This window comes from Streptomyces spinosisporus (assembly GCF_022698145.1).
Lineage (GTDB): Bacteria > Actinomycetota > Actinomycetes > Streptomycetales > Streptomycetaceae > Streptomyces > Streptomyces spinosisporus.
In genome coordinates this window covers 288,982-304,396 of sequence record NZ_JALDAX010000002.1, presented here as the reverse complement: position 1 = coordinate 304,396, position 15,415 = coordinate 288,982, and the positions used below count along the sequence as shown (strand labels likewise).

Annotated in this window: 13 protein-coding genes; 4 read left to right on the top strand and 9 right to left on the bottom strand. The window is 68.9% G+C overall.

All coding sequences use genetic code 11. The features are described 5' to 3' along the window. Positions 1-330 precede the first annotated feature (330 nt). Together MQN93_RS06535 and MQN93_RS06530 are read left to right on the top strand one after the other, a co-directional pair. Positions 331-858, top strand: a complete 528-nt coding sequence (locus MQN93_RS06535; RefSeq protein ID WP_016434989.1) for a universal stress protein — start codon at positions 331-333, stop codon at positions 856-858. Between the two features lie 150 nt (positions 859-1,008). Beyond that, positions 1,009-1,575: a GPR1/FUN34/YaaH family transporter gene (locus MQN93_RS06530; RefSeq protein ID WP_242708703.1), complete on the top strand. Its 567-nt coding sequence runs from the start codon at positions 1,009-1,011 to the stop codon at positions 1,573-1,575. Positions 1,576-1,699: 124 nt separating this feature from the next. Here the strand turns inward: MQN93_RS06530 and glmS are convergent, their stop codons facing one another. Then, the gene (gene glmS, locus MQN93_RS06525; RefSeq protein ID WP_016434991.1) at positions 1,700-3,517 is read right to left on the bottom strand and encodes a glutamine--fructose-6-phosphate transaminase (isomerizing); all 1,818 of its coding nucleotides are present in this window, start codon (positions 3,515-3,517) and stop codon (positions 1,700-1,702) included. Positions 3,518-3,547: 30 nt separating this feature from the next. Next, the gene (locus tag MQN93_RS06520) at positions 3,548-3,805 is read right to left on the bottom strand and encodes a hypothetical protein (protein WP_016434992.1); all 258 of its coding nucleotides are present in this window, start codon (positions 3,803-3,805) and stop codon (positions 3,548-3,550) included. A 174-nt stretch (positions 3,806-3,979) separates the two neighbouring features. Between MQN93_RS06520 and MQN93_RS06515 the strand changes: the two genes are divergently transcribed. Beyond that, positions 3,980-5,545, top strand: a complete 1,566-nt coding sequence (locus tag MQN93_RS06515; protein ID WP_242708702.1) for a purple acid phosphatase family protein — start codon at positions 3,980-3,982, stop codon at positions 5,543-5,545. A 49-nt stretch (positions 5,546-5,594) separates the two neighbouring features. Here the strand turns inward: MQN93_RS06515 and MQN93_RS06510 are convergent, their stop codons facing one another. Continuing rightward, complete coding sequence (locus MQN93_RS06510) at positions 5,595-6,479, bottom strand: DUF4429 domain-containing protein (protein WP_242708701.1); 885 nt, start codon at positions 6,477-6,479, stop codon at positions 5,595-5,597. 83 nt (positions 6,480-6,562) lie between these two features. Between MQN93_RS06510 and MQN93_RS06505 the strand changes: the two genes are divergently transcribed. After that, positions 6,563-8,152, top strand: a complete 1,590-nt coding sequence (locus MQN93_RS06505) for a beta-N-acetylhexosaminidase (protein WP_372504295.1) — start codon at positions 6,563-6,565, stop codon at positions 8,150-8,152. A 104-nt stretch (positions 8,153-8,256) separates the two neighbouring features. On the opposite strand, the gene MQN93_RS06500 is transcribed toward MQN93_RS06505, so the two are convergent. From MQN93_RS06500 to MQN93_RS06475, 6 genes are all read right to left on the bottom strand, one after another. After that, positions 8,257-10,029, bottom strand: a complete 1,773-nt coding sequence (locus tag MQN93_RS06500) for an IucA/IucC family protein (RefSeq protein ID WP_242708699.1) — start codon at positions 10,027-10,029, stop codon at positions 8,257-8,259. Further along, positions 10,026-10,556 (bottom strand): GNAT family N-acetyltransferase, encoded by a 531-nt coding sequence (locus MQN93_RS06495; protein WP_242708698.1) that lies wholly within the window; start codon positions 10,554-10,556, stop codon positions 10,026-10,028. Before MQN93_RS06495 ends, MQN93_RS06500 begins: the two co-directional genes overlap by 4 nt. Beyond that, positions 10,553-11,839: a lysine N(6)-hydroxylase/L-ornithine N(5)-oxygenase family protein gene (locus MQN93_RS06490; RefSeq protein WP_242708697.1), complete on the bottom strand. Its 1,287-nt coding sequence runs from the start codon at positions 11,837-11,839 to the stop codon at positions 10,553-10,555. Before MQN93_RS06490 ends, MQN93_RS06495 begins: the two co-directional genes overlap by 4 nt. Continuing rightward, positions 11,823-13,265, bottom strand: coding sequence for a lysine decarboxylase DesA (desA, locus tag MQN93_RS06485; protein ID WP_242708696.1), 1,443 nt, complete (start codon positions 13,263-13,265; stop codon positions 11,823-11,825). Before desA ends, MQN93_RS06490 begins: the two co-directional genes overlap by 17 nt. A gap of 121 nt (positions 13,266-13,386) precedes the next feature. Then, on the bottom strand, positions 13,387-14,220 hold the full coding sequence (locus tag MQN93_RS06480) for a siderophore-interacting protein (RefSeq protein ID WP_242708695.1): 834 nt from the start codon (positions 14,218-14,220) through the stop codon (positions 13,387-13,389). Between the two features lie 100 nt (positions 14,221-14,320). Continuing rightward, the gene (locus tag MQN93_RS06475; RefSeq protein WP_242708694.1) at positions 14,321-15,364 is read right to left on the bottom strand and encodes an ABC transporter substrate-binding protein; all 1,044 of its coding nucleotides are present in this window, start codon (positions 15,362-15,364) and stop codon (positions 14,321-14,323) included. Positions 15,365-15,415 lie beyond the last annotated feature (51 nt).

Below are 15,415 nucleotides of genomic sequence, written 5' to 3'. Positions count from 1 at the left end.
CACGGTGTTCAACGCCTGTTCGACCGGTCGGTCACTGTACGCTCCCGCCGGCGCCGCGCGCCGCACCGGTCGGGGCCGTGTCCGTGCCGTCCCGGAGCCGCCCCGATAAGTGAATCCTGTGCAAACCGCCTGTACAGCGCAGCAACCATTGCGTTACGGGCGCCCCCTCGTGCATGCTCCCTGGAACCCCCACGGACCGTGGGCGGGATCTGGGCTAAGGAGGCGTGCCGCCGTACCCTTGGGGGTATGGGGTTGGGAAGATGATTCCCGGACACAGCTCCGCCGCACACTGTTGTCCCTCCCATAAAGGATCAAAACGCCGAGACAGCCATGGCCGGTCACGAATTCTTCGAACCCGCGGACCGCAAGCGGCCCGTCGCCGATCCCACGGCGGCCGAGCCCGAGGCGGCGGAAGAACCACGCCACTCCTGCGATCCAGCCTTCAAGCACGGCGTCGTCGTCGGCTTCGACGGCTCCATGTCCAGTGAACGCGCCCTCGCGTACGCGATCGGCATGGCCAACCGCATCCGGTCGGGCCTGATCATCGTTCATGTCGCCAACCGGCTGCCCACCACGGTGTGGGCCGGCTGTGAGCCACCGGTCTTCGTCGACGTGCCGGACCATCGCACCGAGGTCCTCGGCCTCGAACTCGCCTGCGCGGAGTACCTCTCCGAGGTGCCCTGGATCCTGGTCGAGCGCGGCGGCGACATCTGCCACGAACTGGAAGAGGTCGGGCGGGAGTACGAGGCGGACGCGATCGTCGTCGGCTCCACGCACGGTCTCGTCGGACGTCTCTTCGGCTCCGTCGCGGGACGGCTCGCCAAGCGGGCCAAGCGTCCCGTCGTTGTCATTCCGTAACTCGCCGTTCTCCCTGGTGAGATGCGATCCGGGAACGGCGGCCCTTCTTGGTGCACCGTGCGAACCTACTGGCGCGTAGAGGTGTTTGTGCCCTTGTGAAGGGCATATAAAGCTCACCGCACAACTGCACATGCATGAAGGGAGCCCGCTGTGGACAACGACGTCTCCGCGGGAAGCGGAACCACCACCGTGGTCGGCCGACTCGCCCTGGGAATCACCCTGTTGGCGTTCGGCCTCGGACACACCGACGTGATCAACGGCGTGTCGGCCGCTGACGCCGTCTCACTGGCCCACTACGTAGGCGGCGTTGCGCTCTTCGTCGCCGGACTCTTCGCCTTCCGTGACGGCGACTCCGTCAACGGCACGGCGTTCTCGGTGCTCGGCGCGCTCTGGTTCACCTGGGCCGTGACCGCCGGCGACTCGATGTCCGCCAATGCGGCAGGGCTGTTCCTGGCGCTGTTCGCCCTCGTGACCCTGTCGCTCACCCTCGCGGGCGGGGACCAACTCACCCAGGGCACCTACGGGTTGTTCTTCGTCTCTCTCGTGCTGCTCGCCATCGGGCAGTTCGCCACCAGTGACTCCCTGGCCAAGGTCGGCGGCTGGTTCGCCGTCGCCGCCGGTGCGGTGGCGTGGTACGCGGCCACGGCCGCGCTGGCCCACTGGCGGACGGTTCTTCCTCGGCGTGCTGCCGGCCGGGGGGTGACGGCCACCGGCTGAATGGCAGCCGTCGTCGGGGTATTGGGCGGCCCCGGCGATCCGAATGGACCCCCGCGTGCCTGGTGGCAGCACGTGGGGGTCCGTTCTGTGCCTGGGCCTCAGCGGATCGGAGGCCGGCTGCCGTCTACTCCACCGTCACCGACTTCGCCAGGTTCCGCGGCTTGTCGATGTCCCGTCCGAGCGCCAGGGCCGTGTGGTAGGCGAGGAGTTGGAGCGGGATGCCCATCAGGATCGGGTCGAGTTCGTCCTCGTTCTTGGGGACGACGATCGTCTCGTCGGCCTTCGGCTCGTGCTGATGGGCGACCGCGAGGATCCGGCCGCTGCGGGCCTTGATCTCCTCCATGGCGGCGCGGTTCTTCTCCAGCAGGTCGTCGTCGGGGACGATCGCGACCGTGGGGAGGGCCGGCTCGATCAGGGCGAGGGGGCCGTGCTTGAGCTCGGAGGCCGGGTAGGCCTCGGCGTGGATGTACGAGACCTCCTTGAGCTTGAGGGAGGCCTCGCGCGCGACGGGGTAGCCCCGGACGCGGCCGATGAAGAGCATCGAGCGGGCGTCGGCGTACTGCTCGGCCAGCCGCTTGATCTCCTCCTCCTGCTTGAGGACCTCGGTGATCTGCTCGGGCAGCTTGCGCAGGCCCTCGATGATCCGCTTGCCGTCGCGGACCGAGAGGTCACGGGTGCGGCCCAGGTGCAGGGCGAGCAGCGCGAAGGCGACCGTGGTGTTGGTGAAGCACTTGGTGGAGACGACGCAGACCTCGGGGCCGGCGTGGACGTAGATGCCGGCGTCCGCCTCGCGGGCGATCGCCGAGCCGACCACGTTGACGACGCCGAAGACCCGCGCGCCCTTGCGCTTGAGCTCCTGGACGGCGGCGAGCACGTCGTAGGTCTCGCCGGACTGGGAGACGGCGACGTAGAGGGTGTCGGGGTCGACGACCGCGTTGCGGTAGCGGAACTCGGAGGCCGGCTCGGCGTCCGCGGGGATGCGGGCCAGCTCCTCGATCATCTGGGCGCCGATCTGGCCCGCGTGGTACGAGGTGCCGCAGCCGAGGATCTTCACCCGGCGGATCTGCCGGGCCTCACGGGCGTCGAGGTTCAGGCCGCCGAGGTGCACAGTGGAGAAGCGGTCGTCGATACGGCCGCGCAGCACGCGGTCGACGGCGTCGGCCTGCTCGTGGATCTCCTTGTGCATGTACGTGTCGTGGCCGCCCATGTCGTAGGAGGCGGCCTCCCACTCGACGGTGGTGGGCTCCGCCGTGGTGCGGGTGCCCTCCGTCGTGTACGTGCGGAAGTCGTCGGCCTTGAGGGTGGCCATCTCGCCGTCGTCGAGCGTCACTATCTGCCGCGTGTGGGCGACCAGCGCGGCGATGTCGGAGGCGACGAACATCTCCTTCTCGCCGATGCCGAGGACCACCGGGGAGCCGTTGCGGGCGACCACGATCCGGTCGGGGAAGTCGGCGTGCATGACGGCGATGCCGTACGTGCCCTCGATGACCCGCAGGGTCTCGCGGACCTTCTCCTCCAGCTTCTCGGCCTGGGAGCGGGCGATGAGGTGGACGAGGACCTCGGTGTCGGTCTCGGAGAGGAACTCGACGCCGTCCGCCTCCAGCTTGCGGCGCAGGTCGGCGGCGTTGTCGATGATGCCGTTGTGGACGACGGCGACCTTGCCCTCGGCGTCCAAGTGCGGGTGGGCGTTCGCGTCGGAGGGGGCGCCGTGGGTAGCCCAGCGGGTGTGGGCGATACCGGTCGTGCCCTTGAAGCGGGCCGGGACCTTGGCCTCCAGGTCGCGTACGCGCCCCTTGGCCTTGACCATCTTCAGACCGGCCGTCTTCGGGGCGGCGACGACGATGCCCGCCGAGTCGTAGCCGCGGTACTCCAGGCGCTGCAGTCCCTCCAGCAGAAGGGGTGCGACGTCACGCTTCCCGACGTATCCGACGATTCCGCACATATATACGTATCCCGTTCCCGGCCTTGCGACTCAGCCGTAGACGATGCGGCGCAGCTGCCTGAGCGTAAGCTCCGGCGGCGCGACCGCCCGGTATTTCAGGTCCGCCTCGATCCGCTCGAAGATCGTCGCGTTCACCAGGCCCTGGGCCTGCAGCTCGCGGTGGCGGCGACGGACGTATTCCTCGGTCGTCTCGTCGAAGTAGGCGAGCACGTCCTGGATCACCCGCAGTGCCTCGCCCCTGCTGAGGGGTGAGGACCGGGCCAGATGATCAACAAGTTCGTCGTGCACCCGATGATCCTGGGGTACATGGAGGCGTTTCGCAAGAATCCTGCCCGATTTCGGGCAGGCTGCTGTGAACGATCTTTGGTCTTCTCATGGGCACCTGTTTGCGAGCCGTCCATGCTGCGTCCGGTGCCCCGTCGCCCATGTGGACGAGTTTCAGTCGCCATGGACATTCCTCGTATGGGCGTACCTGAGCAGCTCGCCGACCGCATGAGCATGGCCGAGCAGCACGAGTACCTGCGCGCGAAGTTCTCGCGGCGCAACCTGATGAGAGGCGGCGCCGTCACGCTCGGCGCCGTCGCCGGTGGCGCGTTCGTGCCGGGTGCGGTGGCGCAGGCCGCCGTTCCGACCCGGCGCACCTCGCCCGCGACCGAGCAGGTCGACGGCTCGCTCGTCGCCCCCTTCGGCCGTCACCTCGCCTACGGCAACGACCCGCGCACCGAGATGACCGTCTCCTGGCAGGTCCCGGTCGCGGTGAAGAAGCCCTTCATCCGCATCGGCGCCCACCCCTGGGACCTCTCGCGCAAGATCGAGGCCGAGGTCCGCACGCTCTACACGCCGGCCGGCGTCGGCGCGAGCGGCGACCACACGCAGTACTACGTGCACGCCAAGCTGACCCATCTGCGCCCGGGCCGCACCTACTACTACGGCGTCGGCCACCAGGGCTTCGACCCCGCCCAGCCGCATCTGCTCGGCACGCTCGGCACCTTCACCACCGCGCCCGACCGCAAGGAGCCGTTCACCTTCACGGCCTTCGGCGACCAGGGCGTCAGCTACCACGGTCTGGCCAACGACAGCCTGATCCTCGGCCAGAACCCGACCTTCCATCTGCACGCCGGCGACATCGCCTACGCCGACCCGGCCGGCGCGGGCAAGACCGCCGACAGCGGCTTCGACTCACGGGTGTGGGACCAGTTCCTCGCGCAGACCGAGTCGGTCGCCAAGTCCGTGCCGTGGATGGTCAGTTACGGCAACCACGACATGGAGGCCTGGTACTCGCCCAACGGCTACGGCGGCGAGGAGGCGCGCTTCACGCTGCCCGACAACGGGCCGGACAAGGCGCATCTGCCGGGCGTCTACTCCTTCGTGCACGGCAACACGGCGATCATCTCGCTGGACCCGAACGACGTCTCCTTCGAGATCCCGGCCAACCTCGGCATCTCGGGCGGCACCCAGACCACGTGGTTCGAGGCGCAGCTGAAGAAGTACCGCGCCGCGAAGGACATCGACTTCATCGTGGTGTTCTTCCATCACTGCGCCTACTGCACCTCCACCTCGCACGCCTCGGAGGGGGGCGTGCGCCAGGAGTGGGTGCCGCTGTTCGAGAAGTACACGGTGGACCTGGTCATCAACGGCCACAACCACCAGTACGAGCGCACCGACGTCATCAAGGGGAACAAGGTCGCCAAGAAGCTGGCGATCGGTGACACCGCCTACCCCGAGACCGAGGGCGTCGTCTATGTGACGGCGGGCGCCGCGGGCCGCAGCCTGTACGCGTTCAGCGCGCCGGACTCCTACGAGGGGCATCTCAACGAGCGCGACGCGGTGGCCTCCTTCGTCAACACCAAGGACGGCAAGGTCGACGAGACCGTCGCCTGGTCCCGGGTGCGCTACCTCAACTACTCCTTCCTGCGCGTGGACGTGGAGCCCGCCCCGCGCGGCCACTACGCGAAGCTGAAGGTGTCGGGCATCGCCGAGACGGGCGACCGCATCGACCACTTCACGGTCGCCCGCAGGGCCAAGTAGGGCGACACCTGACGGACGCGGCACACGCAGCGCAGGCGGTCCTCAGGCACTACATGCGCTTGAGGATCGCCTGTTTGGCCAGCTGGAACTCCTCGTCGGTGAGCACGCCCGTGCGGTGCAGTTCGCCGAGTTCGCGCAGCCGCCGCAGCAGCGCGTCGTGCTCGTCCTCGCGCCGTTCGGCGGGGGCGAGCTGCTTGGGCGCGCGGGGCTCCTCGGGCGGTACGCCCGCCGCGGCCGAGGGGTGCGGCAGCCGCGCCTGCACGGCCGCGGCGAGCAGCGCCATCAGCGGGTCCTTCTTGAAGCCCCACAGCTCCACGGAGTTGGGGTCGTACTTGGGCGGTGCCTTGGTGGGCGCATTGCGCACGGTGAAGCGCAGATAGCCGTTCTCCAGGCCGGCCGCGGGATGCCACTCCACCGCGATCAGGTCCGTGACGGCCAGCGTACGGGCGCCCGCGGCGGCCTTGGCGTCCTCGGTCTTCCAGTTCCACTCCAGCCGGACGTGCTCGCCGTCGAAGGTCGCGGTGCCGTCCCCGGCGGAGACGGAGAGCGGCAGGGGCGGGCCCGGCAGCAGATACTCGGTCACCGGGTCCGAGGGGACCTCGTCGAGGAGCAGGGCGTCGCGCACCTCGTCGACGAAGTACTCGGCGACGCCGTAGCGGTCGGACTCGACGATCAGCTGGTAGGGGTCGTTGGGCTCGGTGAGCCGGCCGCCGGAGGCGTGCAGCAGCGGGTCGGCGCCGTCGCGCAGCCGCAGTCTGAGCCGCCCGGATTTGCGGCCCTGCTCGAACGAGATCCCCGCCAACGCCCCCAGGGGCACCACGAGTTCACCCAGCGTGCGGCGGAGCAGGCTGACGTTCTTGTCCCGCCCCGGCGTCAGTCGAAGGGCATCGCCGTCGAAGGCCCAGGTGCCGTCCTTCTGGATGATTTCCGCCATGGAGGGATTGTTTCATCGGATCTGCGAGAGAGTGGTCTCTACCATTCGTGGTCCCTGAGGGGTACCCGTCGAAGGGAGCGCATGTGAGACAGCACCACAGAACGACTCCCCGTATGGCCCGTGTCCTCGGATCGTTGCTGCTCGTCGCGGCGGCCGGCGTCTTCACCGTCGGCGCGGCTCCGGCGCCACCGGCGAAGGCGACCCCGCTCGACCGGGTGATCCCGGCACCCGCGTCGGTCACCCCGGGCGCAGCCCCGTACCGCATCACCCGCGACACCCGCATCCGCGTGGCCGGCTCGCCCGCGGCCCGACGGGTCGGCGAGTACCTCGCCGGGGTCCTGCGGCCGTCCACCGGCTACCGGCTGCCCGTCACCGCGCACGGCGGTGGTGGCATCCAACTGCGGCTGGCCAAGGGGCCGTTCGGCGCCGAGGGCTACCGGCTCGACAGCGGCGGCAAGGGCGTCACCATCACCGCCGCCGAGCCCGCCGGCCTCTTCCACGGCGTGCAGACCCTGCGCCAGCTGCTCCCGGCGGCCGTGGAGAAGGACTCCGTGCAGCCCGGTCCGTGGCTCGTGGCGGGCGGCACCGTCAAGGACAGCCCGCGCTACGCCTACCGCGGTGCGATGCTCGACGTCTCCCGCCACTTCTTCACCGTCGGGCAAGTCAAGCACTACATCGACGAGTTGGCCCTCTACAAGATCAACAAGCTGCATCTGCACCTCAGCGACGACCAGGGCTGGCGCATCGCGATCGACTCCTGGCCACGGCTCGCGACCTACGGCGGCTCGACACAGGTCGGCGGCGGCAAGGGCGGTTACTACACCAAGGCCGACTACCAGGAGATCGTCCGGTACGCCGCCTCCCGCTATCTGGAGGTCGTCCCCGAGATCGACATGCCGGGCCACACCAACGCGGCCCTCGCCTCGTACGCGGAGCTGAACTGCGACGGCAAGGCGCCCCCGCTCTACACCGGCACCGAGGTCGGCTTCAGCTCGCTGTGCGCGGGCAAGGAGGTCACCTACGACTTCGTGGACGACGTGATCCGTGAGCTGGCCGCGATCACCCCGGGCCGCTATCTGCACATCGGCGGCGACGAGGCGCACTCCACCAGCCACGAGGACTACGTCACGTTCATGGACCGGGTGCAGCCCGTCGTCGCGAAGTACGGCAAGACGGTGATCGGCTGGCACCAGCTGACCGGCGCGCACCCGGTCAAGGGCGCGATCGCGCAGTACTGGGGCCTGGACGACACCGACGCGGCGGAGAAGGCACAGGTCGCCCAGGCCGCGCGGAACGGCACGCGGCTGATCTTCTCGCCCGCCGACCGGCTCTACCTCGACATGAAGTACACCGAGGACACCCCGCTCGGCCAGGACTGGGCCGGGCTGGTCGAGGTGCAGCGGTCGTACGACTGGGATCCGGGCACCTACCTTGCCGGAGCGCCCGGTTCGGCCGTCATGGGCGTCGAGGCGCCGCTGTGGACCGAGACGATCCGGACGAACGCCGACATCGACTTCATGGCCTTCCCGCGGCTGCCCGGTGCCGCGGAGCTCGGCTGGTCGCCCGCGTCCACGCACGACTGGGACGCCTACAAGGTGCGGCTTGCTGCGCAGGCTTCGCGGTGGGAGGCGCTGGGGATCAGGTACTACCGATCGCCGCAGGTGCCTTGGTGATTCGTCTGACCGCCGGTGGGGGCTGGTCGCGCAGTTCCCCGCGCCCCTAGGGCGTCGACGGGCGCCCCCGGAGGACCGTACTCCGGGGGCGCCCGCCGCGGTGATCAGAACCCCGCGACGGGATTACTGAGGGTTCCGATCAGCTGGAGGGCGCCCGCCGGATCGGCCAGGTCGACCATCTGCCGGTTGTTGCGCAGCTGCAGCCGGTTGAGACACGACAGCGCGAACCGGGGGGCGAACAGGTCGTACCGCTCGAACTTCTCGGCGAGTTCGGGCACCGACTGCTGGTACTCCCGGATGACCTCGGCGACCGTACGCCAGAAGTCGTCCTCCATAAGGATCCCCTCGGCCGCGAGATTGGCGGCCAGGAAGCGGAAGAAGCAGTCGAAGACGTCCGTGAAGAGCGACAGCAGCTTCTTGTCCTCGGGGACCCCCACGCGCAGCCGCTCGACCGCCGGCGGCAGCACCGCGTCCGGGTCCATGACGGCGATCTCCTCCGCGATGTCCTTGAAGACCGCGCGCTGGACGACGCCGTCCTTCAGCACCAGGATCACGTTCTCGCCGTGCGGCATGAACACCAGGTCGTAGGCGTAGAAGCTGTGCAGCAGCGGGGTGAGGTAGGCGCGCAGATAGTGCCGCAGCCACTGCGTCGGCGTGAGGCCCGACTGCTCGATCAGGGCGCCCGCGAAGGACGCGCCCTCGTGGTCGACATGGACGAGCGAGGCCATGGTGGCCAGGGACTCGCCGTCCTTGAGGGAGGCGACCGGGCTCTCGCGCCACAGGGCGGCGAGCATCTTGCGGTACGGCGAGTAGCGGTCCGTCGCCTTCTCGTACTCCAGGTGCCGGTAGCCGACGGCGGCGCGCTCGCGGATGATCGTCAGGCGGGTCGCTCTCAGGACCGGGTCGCCCTCGATGAGCTGGGCCAGCCAGTCGTTGATGGCGGGGGTGGCCTCCATGTAGGCGGCCGAAAGTCCGCGCATGAAGCCCATGTTGAGGACGGACAGGGCCGTCTTCACATAGTGCTTCTCGGGGTGCGAGCGGTTGAAGAAGGTACGGATGGACTGCTGGGCCAGATACTCGTCGTCGCCCTCGCCCAGGCACACCAGGTGCCGGCGCGCGACCTCGGCGGCGAAGGTGACGGTGAGCTTGTTCCACCACTGCCAGGGGTGGACGGGGATCAGGAGATAGTCGGCCGGGTCCAGGTCCTGCGCCCGCAGCACGCCGTGGAAGCGCTCGACGGTCGCCTCGCCCAACTCCTCGCGTACGAAGGACTCGTACTCGATGCCGGCGCCCGCGGTGAACGCGGCGCGCGAGCGGTGCGCGGCCAGCCACACCAGGCGCACCGGGCTCGCGGTCTCGGGCGCGTAGGAGAGGTACTCGTGGACGCCGAAGCCGAGCCGTCCGTTGTTGGCCACGAAGCAGGGGTGGCCCTCGGTCATGCCGGTCTCGATGTCCTGGAAGCCGGAGCGGGCGAGCTCCGCGGCCGGGATCTGCGGCTTGGTGAGCTTGTAGCAGATGCCGGAGAGGGTGGAGGAGATCTCCTCCAGATAGACCGGCAGCACCTCGTCGCTCAGGCCGAGCGACTTCTGCAGCTCGATGAAGAAGTCCAGGGCGTCGAGGGGGACTTCGGTGCCGTCGCGGTGGCGGGTGATCGAGTCGGCGTCGACCTGCCAGTGGTCGAGCGCGCGGAGCACGGCTGTGAAGGTGTAGCGGGTCAGGCCGTCGTCGCTGTGGACGACGTACGCGCCGCCGCCGTCGGTCTGCGGCGTGATCAGCCGCTCGTGGGCGAACTCGGCGAGTGCCTTGCGGATCAGGAGGCGGTTGGCCCGCGCCCAGCGGTGGGGGGACAGATGCGCTACGGCGTCGGACAGAGTCATACGGCGGCTCCTGTGGCGGCGAAGAACTGTTCACGCGTGCAGAAGCTGAGCAGCGCCTTCTTCTCCGGCTTCTGGATCTCGCGCTCGGGCACGAAGCCGACGGCTTCGTTGAGGGCGTGCACGGCCTTGTTGGCGACGTCCGGCTCGACGACGACACGGCGTACCGCGGGGTCCTCGAAGAGGCGGGCCATGACGGCCGTGATCACGGACCTGGTGAACCCGTGCACGGGGGTGTCGGTCGCGGGGGTCAGGAAGTGCATGCCGACGTCGCCGGGCTGCGGCTCGTACAGGCCGACCAGTTCGACGTACCGGGGGTCGTACTGCTCCATCAGGAAGGCCGGTTCGCCGCCCAGCAGGCCGAGGTACGCGTGGTGGTGCTCGTGCGCCGCGATGCGCATGTACTCGCGCTCGACGTCCTGCAGTCGCGCGTCCTGCATCATCCAGAAGGCCGCCTTGGGGTGGGTGACCCAGCCGTGCAGCAGCTCGGCGTCCTTGAGGGGATCGAGCGGGCGGAACGTGAACGTCATACGGCGAACTCCTGGAACGCGATGCTCTTCTCGACCGGGTAGTACTCGGCGCCGAGCAGCTCGCGGATGATGTAGCTGTTGCGGTACGCGCCCATGCCCAGGTCGGGGCTGGTGATGCTGTGGGTGTGCACGCCGGCGTTCTGCAGGAAGACGCCGCGGCCGGTGACGTCGACGGCGTAGTTGCGGCCCACGTCGAAGCGGCCGTGGCCGTCGAGACGCAGCCGGTCCTTCACGGGGGCGAGGAAGGCCGGGGGCTCGTAGTGGTAGCCGGTGGCGAGGACGAGGCCCTCCGTGCGGATCTCGAACTCCTTGTCCTGCTCGTCCTGGTGGAAGCCGAGCTGGTAGGCGCCGTCGGTCCAACGGGCGCTCACCAGGGAGGAGTTGGTCAGCAGCCGGGTGGGCACGGGCCGCCCGGCGCTCTCGACGTTCTTCTGGTACAGCAGGTCGTAGATCGCGTCGATGAGGTCGGAGTTGATGCCCTTGAAGAGGCCCTTCTGCTGCTTCTCCAGCCGGTAGCGGGTCTCCTCGGGCAGCGCACGGAAGTAGTCGATGTAGTCCGGGGAGGTCATCTCCAGGGTCAGTTTGGTGTACTCCAGCGGGAAGAACCGCGGTGAGCGGGTGACCCAGTTGAGCTGGTAGCCGTGGACGTCGATCTCGGCGAGCAGCTCGTGGTAGATCTCGGCGGCGCTCTGGCCGCTGCCCACGACGGTGATCGACTTCTTCGAGCGGAGCTCGTCCTTGCGGTGCATGTACTGGGAGTTGTGGAAGAGGCCGCCGGCAAGGCCCCGGCACGGCTCGGGCACGAAGGGCACCGTCCCGGTGCCGAGGACGAGGTGCCGGGCGCGGTGGACGTCACCGGCCGCCGTGTGCACGAGGTAGTGACCGTCCTCGTAGGTCACCTCGGTGACCGTCGTGCCGAAGCGGACACTGCTCAGCCGGTTCGCCGCCCAGCGGCAGTAGTCGTCGTACTCGACCCGCAGCGGATAGAAGTTCTCGCGGATGTAGAACGAGTACAGCCGGCCCTTCTCCTTCAGATAGTTGAGGAAGGAGTACGGCGACGTCGGGTCGGCGAGGGTGACCAGGTCCGACATGAACGGGGTCTGCAGATGGGCGCCGTCCAGGAACATGCCGGCGTGCCACTCGAAGTCGGGCTTCGACTCCAGGAAGAGGCCGTCGAGTTCGGCGATCGGCTCGGTCAGACAGGCCAGGCCGAGGTTGAACGGGCCGAGCCCGATCCCCACGAAGTCGTAGGTGGTGGTCGGGTGTTCAGGACGCGCGGTCAAGGGAGTCTCCCAGGTACTGCTCGGCGTGGCCGGCGATCAGATCGAGGACGGCGGCGATGTCGGCCGTCGTGGTCTCGGGGTTGAGCAGGGTGAACTTCAGATAGTGGCGGCCGCCCACCTTGGTGCCCGCGACCACGGCGTCGCCTGAGGCGAACAGGGCCTTGCGGGCGTAGAGGTTGGCGCGGTCGATCTCGGCCGGGTCGGTGACGGCGGCCGGGATGTGGCGGAAGACGAGGGTGGAGAGCGTGGGCTCGACGACGACGTCGAAGCGCGGGTCGGCGGCGAGCATCCGCCAGCCGTCGGACGCCAGGTCGCAGACCTGGTCGAAGAGTTCGCCGATGCCGTCGGCGCCCATCACCCGCAGCGTCATCCACAGCTTGAGGGCGTCGAAGCGGCGGGTGGTCTGCAGGGACTTGTCGACCTGGTTGGGGATGCGCTCGGTGACCATGCGGCGCGGGTTGAGGTACTCGGCGTGGTAGGTGGCGTGGCGCAGGGTGGAGGCGTCGCGGACCAGTACGGCGGACGAACTCACCGGCTGGAAGAAGGACTTGTGGTAGTCGACGGTGACCGAGTCGGCGCGTTCGATGCCGTCGATGCGGTCGCGGTACTTCAACGAGGCGAGCAGCCCGCAGCCGTAGGCCGCGTCGACGTGCAGCCAGGTGCCGTACTGGGCGCACAACTCGGCGATCTCGGGCAGCGGGTCGATGGAGCCGAAGTCGGTGGTGCCCGCGGTGGCGACGACGGCCATCGGCACCAGGCCGTCCTTCCGGCAGCGCTCCAGCTCACGGGCGAGGGCGACGGTCTGCATCCGCTTGTCGTGGTCGACGGGTATCGGGACCACCGCGTCCTGGCCGAGGCCGAGCAGCTTCGCGGACTTCTTCACGCTGAAGTGGCTCACCTCGGAGGCGAAGACGCGCAGTTTGGCCAGGGTGTCGGTCTTGGCCTCCTCGCGCGCCAGCAGCAGTGCCTGCAGATTGGACTGCGTACCGCCGGAGGTGAACACACCGTCGGCGTTCTCGCCGAGGCCGATCCGGGCGGCGGTCCAGTCGATGAGCCTGCGCTCGATCAGGGTGCCGCCGGCCGACTGGTCCCAGGTGTCGAGGGAGGAGTTGACGGCGGACAGGACGGCCTCGCCGAGCACCGCCGGGATGACGACCGGGCAGTTGAGGTGGGCGAGATAGCGGGGGTGGTGGAAGTAGATCGCGTCGCGGAGGTAGACCTCCTCCAGCTCGTCGAGCACGGCGGTGGTGTCGTGCAGCGGCCGGTCGAGGTCGATCCGCTCGATGCGCGGCGCGAGGGCGTCGACCGTGACGCCGGTGAACGGACGCCTGGTGGCGCCGAGTTTGGCGGCCACCCGCTCGACGCCTTCGGTCACGGAACGGCGGTACTGCTCCGCGGTCGTGTCATTGAGCAGGTGCGAGCGCATGGGGGATGTCCTCCGGTGGGGCTGCAACTTCGCTGGCGCGTTACTTAGGTTAGCCTAACCTAAGTAACGCGAACGAAGACCAGCCTCGGCCGTGACTGTGATCACTTCGGTCGCAGGGGTGCTACGCGGTCTCGCGCAGCTGTTCCTCGGTCATGCCGCGCCGCCAGTACCCGACGAAGGTCACCCGCCTGCGGTCGATCCCGCGTTCACCGACGAGATGCCGGCGCAGCTGCTTCACCATCCCGCTCTCGCCCGCGATCCAGGCGTACGGGCGCTGTGCGTCGGGCAGTTGGGCCTCGCGCAGGGCGTCGAGGGCCATGGGGGACCCCTCGACGGCGCTCCTGTCCCGGACCAGCCAGGTGATCTCGGCGTCGGCCGCGGTCATCAGATCCTGGATGTCGCCGGGGTCCCGCACCTCCAGCCAGACCCGGGCGCGGGCGTCGGGCGGCAGTGCTTCGAGGATGGCCGAGACGGCCGGTACGGCGGTCTCGTCGCCCCAGATCAGCGTCAGATCGGTGTCGGCCGGCGGCCGGAAGCGGATCGCGCGGTTGTCCGCGAGGGCGGGACCCAGCAGGACGACACGGTCACCCGCGCAGGCCCGCGCGGCCCAGGACGAGGCGGGTCCCGCCGGGGTGTGCAGCACGAAGTCGATGTCGATCTCGTCGGGGTCGCGCCGCAGCGCCCGCAGCGTGTACGAGCGCATCACCGCCCGTACACCGTCCGGCAGTTCACGCCAGGCCTGCCACCAGCCGTCACCGAGTTCATACGGCACCGCGGGCTCGCTCTGGCCCGGGTGAGGCAGGAAGAGCGACAGGGACTGGTCACACCCGTCGGACTGGAAGTACCGCAGATCCTCCCCCGCAAAGGTCACCCGGACCAGAGACGGCCCGAGCCGCCGAGCCCGTACAACCTGCAGGGCGAAAAACCGGAACGGGACGGCAACGGCCGTAGTCATAGGGAACTCCTGAAACGACGTCAGGGAATACATGCCTCAGGGGCGCGAGGAACTGCGCGACCAGCCGCGACGGACCCGCACTCACCCACAACCCGAACTGTCAGCTGACTTTCTTCGCCTTCTCCAGCGCCTCGGCAAGGCTCGTGAGAAGGGGCGTGCACTTGTCGTAGGACAGGATCGGCTCGGGAGAGCGCGAAATGACCTGCCCCGCCTTCACCGCCGGCAGCTTCTTCCACGTCGGCTTGGTGATGTCGGCCGGCTGGATCGCCGAGGTGCGGTCGTCCATCATGATGATGTCCGCCGGGTACTTGTCGACGTTCTCCCAGCTCAGCGACTCGTACCAGCCGCCGCCCTTGGCCTTCGCCTTCTCCGGGGGCTCGACGAAGTTCACGCCGAGCGCCTTGAAGTACTCCAGGTCGATGGAGAGGTTGGTGCCGGAGACGTAGAAGAGGGTGTCGGCGGCGGAGGCGGCCATCACCTTGATCTCCGGCTTGGCCTTCGCGGCCTTGCGCAGCCGGGCGGCGGCCTCCTCGAACCTCTTCTTGGCGTCGGTGACCTTCGCTGCCTTCATGTTCGCCCCGAGCGACTCGGCCAGCGCCCACATGCGCTGCAGCGGCTCGGTCAGCTGGCGGTCGTAGACGGAGATGCCGACGCTGGGGGCCAGCTGGGCGATCTTGTCCTTGGAGGCCTCGGGGACGTACCAGAGGGTGCCGGCGCCGTCGAACATCGTGCTGATGAGCACGTCGGGCGCGAGGGCCGCGTACTTCTCGACGTTGAACTGGTCCCAGACGTTGCCGAGGATCGTGACCTTGCTGATGTCCATGTCGCCGGCCTGGACGTCGGGCTTGCCGTCCTTGGTCTTCGTGGGGCCGAACACGCCCTTGACGCCGATGCCGTAGTCGTAGAGGGCTGCGGCGACACCGGTGAACGCGACGATGTTCTTGGGCGTCTCGTCGAGCTTCACCGTCTTGCCGCGGTCGTCCTTGAAGGACCAGGGGCCGGACTTGGCGGCCGTCGTCGCGTCGGAGCCGCCGCTTTTCGCGTCGTCGTCCCCGCAGGCGGCCAGCGCGGCACCGAGGCCGAGGGCGCCGCCGGCGGCCAGGATGCCGCGTCGGGTGAGATGGGTGGCTCTGGCGTTGGACATGGTGTGGCTGCTTTCGAACGGGGCGGAACGCCCGCCGGACAAGTCGAACGT

Coding starts and splice junctions, on each gene's coding strand:
- MQN93_RS06480 (WP_242708695.1), bottom strand. CDS start 14,220: ATGACTACGGCCGTTGCCGTCCCGTTCCGGTTTTTCGCCCTGCAGGTT.
- MQN93_RS06510 (WP_242708701.1), bottom strand. CDS start 6,479: ATGGCGGAAATCATCCAGAAGGACGGCACCTGGGCCTTCGACGGCGAT.
- MQN93_RS06515 (WP_242708702.1), top strand. CDS start 3,980: ATGGGCGTACCTGAGCAGCTCGCCGACCGCATGAGCATGGCCGAGCAG.
- MQN93_RS06495 (WP_242708698.1), bottom strand. CDS start 10,556: ATGACGTTCACGTTCCGCCCGCTCGATCCCCTCAAGGACGCCGAGCTG.
- desA (WP_242708696.1), bottom strand. CDS start 13,265: ATGCGCTCGCACCTGCTCAATGACACGACCGCGGAGCAGTACCGCCGT.
- glmS (WP_016434991.1), bottom strand. CDS start 3,517: ATGTGCGGAATCGTCGGATACGTCGGGAAGCGTGACGTCGCACCCCTT.
- MQN93_RS06475 (WP_242708694.1), bottom strand. CDS start 15,364: ATGTCCAACGCCAGAGCCACCCATCTCACCCGACGCGGCATCCTGGCC.
- MQN93_RS06500 (WP_242708699.1), bottom strand. CDS start 10,029: ATGACTCTGTCCGACGCCGTAGCGCATCTGTCCCCCCACCGCTGGGCG.
- MQN93_RS06535 (WP_016434989.1), top strand. CDS start 331: ATGGCCGGTCACGAATTCTTCGAACCCGCGGACCGCAAGCGGCCCGTC.